This is a genomic window from Myroides sp. LJL116, assembly GCF_054871685.1.
Map to the genome: position 1 here is coordinate 1 of NZ_JBTXLR010000038.1, position 4127 is coordinate 4127.

Annotated in this window: 5 protein-coding genes, 1 tRNA gene and 1 rRNA gene; 2 read left to right on the forward strand and 5 right to left on the reverse strand. The window is 34.1% G+C overall.

Annotated features, from left to right (window positions below; genetic code table 11):
* Positions 1–152: 152 nt before the first annotated feature.
* From pth to ACYSNM_RS13710, 3 genes are all read right to left on the reverse strand, one after another.
* On the reverse strand, positions 153–719 hold the full coding sequence (gene pth / locus ACYSNM_RS13700) for an aminoacyl-tRNA hydrolase (protein WP_461757438.1): 567 nt from the start codon (positions 717–719) through the stop codon (positions 153–155).
* Positions 720–850: 131 nt separating this feature from the next.
* Entirely contained in the window at positions 851–1459 is a 609-nt protein-coding gene (locus ACYSNM_RS13705; RefSeq protein ID WP_461754320.1) for a 50S ribosomal protein L25/general stress protein Ctc, read from the reverse strand.
* 32 nt (positions 1460–1491) lie between these two features.
* Positions 1492–2433, reverse strand: a complete 942-nt coding sequence (locus tag ACYSNM_RS13710) for a ribose-phosphate pyrophosphokinase (RefSeq protein WP_461757439.1) — start codon at positions 2431–2433, stop codon at positions 1492–1494.
* A 158-nt stretch (positions 2434–2591) separates the two neighbouring features.
* Here ACYSNM_RS13710 and ACYSNM_RS13715 point away from each other — a divergent pair.
* Positions 2592–2671: transfer RNA gene (locus ACYSNM_RS13715), tRNA-Leu, on the forward strand.
* 139 nt (positions 2672–2810) lie between these two features.
* Here the strand turns inward: ACYSNM_RS13715 and ACYSNM_RS13720 are convergent.
* A complete protein-coding gene (locus tag ACYSNM_RS13720; protein ID WP_461757440.1) occupies positions 2811–3302 on the reverse strand; it encodes a DinB family protein in 492 nt (163 codons plus the stop codon).
* 141 nt (positions 3303–3443) lie between these two features.
* On the opposite strand from ACYSNM_RS13720, the gene ACYSNM_RS13725 reads away from it, so the two are divergent.
* Entirely contained in the window at positions 3444–3905 is a 462-nt protein-coding gene (locus tag ACYSNM_RS13725; protein ID WP_461757441.1) for a regulatory protein RecX, read from the forward strand.
* Positions 3906–4005: 100 nt separating this feature from the next.
* Here the strand turns inward: ACYSNM_RS13725 and rrf are convergent.
* A 5S ribosomal RNA gene (gene rrf / locus ACYSNM_RS13730) occupies positions 4006–4115 on the reverse strand.
* Positions 4116–4127: the final 12 nt, after the last annotated feature.

Consider the following 4127-nt stretch of genomic DNA (forward strand, 5'->3'; position numbering starts at 1 on the left):
ACAAAAAAACTGAAAATATATTTTTCCAATGTCTGAGCTTCGCATATTTAGAAAAATACCGAAAATCACACAGAAGTAAAATGCAAAAAAATAGGGCTGTCTCTTTTTCTTTAGAGACAGCCCCTTTTTTTTATTGGTTTTTAGTTTTATTACTACTTACCATTATAAGTATTCATTGCGTTATTTAAACCAGCTAGTGCAAATTCTTGCACTGCTTTACTTGCCATTTCTAATCGTTCAGGTAAGGCTTCTAGCTCCTTATCATCCCAATTACCTAACACATAGTCGATCTGTTGACCTTTTTTGAACTCATCACTGATCCCAAATCGAAAACGAGGATAATTGGAAGTATTCAATACAGCTTGTGTATTCTTTAATCCATTATGTCCACCATCAGAACCCTTAGCCTTTATCCTAATTGTTCCAAAGCTCAGGTTTAAATCATCTGTAATAACCAACAAGTTTTCCAATGGAATCTTCTCTTTCTCCAACCAGTGTTGAATTGCTTTACCACTTAAGTTCATATAAGTGTTAGGCTTTAAAAGTAACAGAGTCCTTCCTTTAATTCTAACTTCTGACATAGCACCAAACTTCACACTACTCCAATCGCCACCTAATTCATGGGCTATCTTATCCACCACTTTAAAGCCGATATTATGACGAGTATGAATATACTCCGCTCCTATATTTCCAAGTCCTACAATTAAAAACTTTTTCATTCTCACCGTTTTTACAATATCCTACAAAAGTAAGTTTTCTAGATAAGCTGTACAAATATTGCTTAACACAAACAAAAAAGCGCCTATGAAAACATAGGCGCTTAATATGATAATTTTTTTTCGAAAAAAAATTATTTTTTCTTAGGTGCTGCTTTAGCTGCTTTAGCTGCCTCTTGAGCTGCTTTCATAGCCGCACGAGAGATTCTAACTTGACATACTACAGTATTGTCTGGGTGTAATACTTTAAAGTTATCCGTTGGGATATCAGTAACGTATAATTTATTACCCATTTCTAAGTTAGAAATGTTAGCAACAACAACGTCTGGTAAATTAGCTGGTAAAGCTCTAACTTTTAACTTACGAGAGTTTAAGTTAAGAACCCCTCCTGCCATTACACCTGGAGATTTACCTTCAACTTTTACAGGAACTTCTAAAGTAATTTCTTTATCATCATGTAACTGATAGAAGTCAACGTGTAAAATATTGTCAGTAACTGGGTGGTACTGAATATCTTGCAAAATTGCATTGAAAGTCTTTCCACCTTCTAATTCAACTACAACAGTGTGTACATTTGGAGTGTATACCAATCCTTTGAACGCTTTTTCTTCTGCTGTAAAGTGTACAGCTGGTTCAGTTCCTCCGTATATCACGCAAGGTACCATTCCAGCATTACGTAAGGCTTTAGTAGCTACTTTACCTACGCTTTCTCTTTCTGATCCTTTAATTGTAATTGATTTCATCTCAATAAATATTTAATAAATTAATAAATTTCTTACATTACAAATGTCTTGCTAATAGACTCATTTGAATTTACATTGTGCATAACCTCGGCGAATAATGGTGCACAGCTAAGTACTTTAATTTTGTCGCAAGGTTTTTTAAGAGGAATAGAATCTGTTACTATTAACTCTTGGATAGATGACTCTTCTATCTTTTCATAAGCGCTTCCTGATAAAATGGCATGCGTACAAATAGCGCGAACACTTAATGCACCCTTTTCAATCATCATATCTGCAGCTTTAGCTAATGTCCCTCCAGTATCGATCATATCATCTACTAGAATTACATTTCGCCCTTTTACATCTCCTATCAACTCCATTGTGTCGATAACGTTTGCTTCCTTACGTTGTTTGTAGCAAATAACTACACCTGAACCTAAGAACTTAGAATAAGCATATGCTCTCTTAGAACCACCCATATCAGGAGAGGCAATAGTTAAGTTTTCAATATTCAAGCTCTTTACATATGGCAAGAAAATAGTTGATGCATACAAATGATCTACCGGTCTTTCGAAAAATCCTTGGATTTGATCTGCGTGCAAGTCCATTGTCATGATACGAGTCGCACCTGCGCTTTCAAGTAGTTTGGCAACTAATTTTGCTCCAATTGGAACTCTTGGTTTGTCCTTTCTATCTTGTCTAGCCCATCCAAAATAAGGAATAACGGCAGTAATGTGTCTAGCTGATGCGCGCTTAGCAGCATCACACATTAGTAACAATTCCATCAGATTATCTGATGACGGAAACGTTGAACAAACTAAGAAGACTCTTCGTCCTCTAATAGATTCCTCGAATGAAGGTTGAAACTCTCCATCACTATAGTGAGATAAAGTAACCTTACCTAGTTCTATTCCGTATGCTTTGGCAATTTTCTCTGCTAACTCGACGCTTTGAGAACATGCAAATATTTTTGCTTCTGGTTCGAAATTTGACATTTGTATAATTAGTTGTTATGTTGCTAGTTAAGACTTAGTGTTGTTTCTAAGCGAATGCAAATTTATAAAATATATATTGACTAAACGATTTTTTTTTAAAATTTTCTTTGAACTTAATTTTTTTTATTTACATTTGTACCCACAAACAATCCTACTAAGCCCGGATGGCGGAATTGGTAGACGCGCACGACTCAAACTCGTGTTCCTTGGAGTGTGGGTTCGATTCCCACTCCGGGCACAAAAAACCCTAATTACTGAAGTAATTAGGGTTTTTTTATTCCTATATGCTTCAATTACTATTGCTAATAAAATAACATTCTATAAAAAAACATCCCTTTATAGTAGTAACTTGTACCTATAAAGGGATTATTATATTATTATAGTTGATCTGCAGAAGGCCCGTACATACCTGGAATAGGTATATCTAATAAACGTAGATAAACACTTAATTGCCCTCTATGATGATAAATATGGTTATTAACAACAAATCTATTTGCACTAAACTTAGGTACATTCATAATAACATGATCACCTGAGCGCAATTCCCAAGTCTTTGACCAATCAAAATCTGGCTTTTCTTTCAATAAAGCTTTAACTTCTTTACCATAATTGTCTAATAAAGACAATAATTCTTTCTTACTTGTAAGACTCAAAGGCTTATATTGTGTTTGTAAATCAAAGCTAGAGTCATTCATAATGCTCTTGGTCCATAAAGATAGCTCTACAATATGCTTGGCTAAGTCACCTAACATCATAGATTTTGCATGAGGCTTCCAATTCCATTGATCTTCAGGAATACAAGAAATCAATTTCTTTGTGCTTTCTAGCTCATTCTCAAATTCGAATAAAAATTCTTCACTTTTTGTCATTTCTAAAAGGTATTAAATTAAAATATTCAATACTCTAAAGTTACAACTAAAAACCAATTATCCCTTTAGAAACCTTTACCTTTACCAAAAATATAGTATAAAAAATATAGTATAAAAATGACTAGTAATAATAGCAACTACATGTCCTATGAACAGGCAATAAATAAACTTGAATATTACTGTGCTTACCAAGAACGTTGCCATAAAGAAGTTATCAACAAGTTATACACATTAAAAATTGCATCAACAATGCATGATGCCATAATAGTACATTTAATAGAAAACAATTTCTTAAACGAAGAACGCTTTGCTACGAGCTTTGCTAGGGGAAAACATCGTATTAGTGGTTGGGGTAAAAATAGGATCGTTACGGAGCTTAAAATAAGAAACATATCCGCTTTCCTAATAAAAAAAGCACTTAAAGAAATAGATGATACTATGTATTATCAAACATTGGAAAAAATATCACGTCAAAGATGGGAAAACCTCAATGATCAAGATATTGAGAAGAAAAAAACAAAGCTAATGGGCTATCTACATCGAAAAGGTTACGAGTATGATCTTATTCAAGATATGCTATTAGAACTACTTAAAATAGATTAGATTATAATTAACTACTTATCCATAAAAGATGAAGTAGTTTTTTTTTGAGTTTACTCCAAAAAAAAATCCCCAACATAAACATGTTGAGGATTTTATAAAAGAAGGGCGGTGTCATACTCTCCCACTGGTTAGCAGTACCATCTGCGCAAGCGGGCTTAACTTCTCTGTTCGAAATGGGAAGAGGTGAGCCCCGCTGCAATAACCACCCTAAATCGGTTGTCA

Excerpts from the sequence above, each read along its gene's own strand:
- pth (WP_461757438.1), bottom strand. The coding sequence starts at position 719 with ATGAAAAAGTTTTTAATTGTAGGACTTGGAAATATAGGAGCGGAGTAT.
- ACYSNM_RS13705 (WP_461754320.1), bottom strand. The coding sequence starts at position 1,459 with ATGAAATCAATTACAATTAAAGGATCAGAAAGAGAAAGCGTAGGTAAA.
- ACYSNM_RS13710 (WP_461757439.1), bottom strand. The coding sequence starts at position 2,433 with ATGTCAAATTTCGAACCAGAAGCAAAAATATTTGCATGTTCTCAAAGC.
- ACYSNM_RS13720 (WP_461757440.1), bottom strand. The coding sequence starts at position 3,302 with ATGACAAAAAGTGAAGAATTTTTATTCGAATTTGAGAATGAGCTAGAA.
- ACYSNM_RS13725 (WP_461757441.1), top strand. The coding sequence starts at position 3,444 with ATGTCCTATGAACAGGCAATAAATAAACTTGAATATTACTGTGCTTAC.